General features: G+C 52.8%; 1 pseudogene. It reads left to right on the top strand.

Annotation, left to right across the window (positions count from 1 at the left end):
* Positions 1–314, top strand: a pseudogene (locus CD032_RS13670) (hypothetical protein); the annotation flags it as partial.
* Positions 315–1085: the final 771 nt, after the last annotated feature.

Raw genomic sequence — 1085 nt, 5'->3', positions numbered from 1 at the left:
CTGACTCAGACGCAGATGCAGATGCTGATTCAGATGCAGACGCAGATGCAGATGCAGATGCAGACTCAGATTCAGATGCAGACTCTGACTCAGATGCAGACTCAGACGCAGATGCAGATGCTGATTCAGATGCAGACGCAGACGCAGATGCAGACGCAGATGCTGACTCAGATGCTGACTCAGACTCAGACTCAGATGCGGATTCTGACTCAGATGCAGACGCAGACGCAGATGCAGACGCAGACGCAGATGCAGACGCAGACGCAGATGCTGACTCAGACGCAGATGCTGACTCAGACGCAGATGCTGATTCAGATGCAGACGCAGACGCAGATGCAGACTCAGATGCAGACGCAGACGCAGATGCAGATGCAGACTCAGATGCAGACGCAGACGCAGACGCAGATGCAGATGCAGACGCAGATGCTGATTCAGATGCAGACGCAGATGCTGATTCAGATTCAGATGCTGATTCAGATTCAGATGCTGATTCAGATGCAGACGCAGACGCAGATGCAGACGCAGATGCTGACTCAGATGCAGACGCAGACGCAGATGCAGATGCTGACTCAGATGCAGACGCAGACGCAGATGCAGATGCAGACGCAGATGCAGACGCAGATGCTGACTCAGATGCAGACTCTGACTCAGATGCAGACGCAGATGCAGACTCAGATGCTGATTCAGACGCAGATAGCGACTCAGATGCCGACAGCGACTCAGATGCAGATGCTGATTCAGACGCAGATAGTGACTCAGATGCAGACTCTGATTCAGACGCAGATAGCGATGCAGATGCTGATTCAGACGCAGACAGTGATTCAGATGCCGACAGCGACTCAGATGCAGACTCTGACTCAGACGCAGATAGCGATGCAGATGCAGACTCTGATTCAGACGCAGATAGCGACTCAGATGCAGACTCTGACTCAGATGCGGACAGCGACTCAGATGCAGACTCTGACTCAGATGCGGACGCAGACTCAGATGCGGACAGCGACTCAGATGCAGACTCTGATTCAGATGCAGACTCTGATTCAGACGCAGATAGCGATGCAGATGCTGATTCAGACGCAGACTCTGAT

The organism is Staphylococcus cohnii subsp. cohnii (assembly GCF_002902365.1).
GTDB classification, from domain to species: domain Bacteria; phylum Bacillota; class Bacilli; order Staphylococcales; family Staphylococcaceae; genus Staphylococcus; species Staphylococcus cohnii.
The sequence above is the reverse complement of the archived record's forward strand: the minus strand, read 5'-3'. Positions and strand labels throughout refer to the sequence as shown.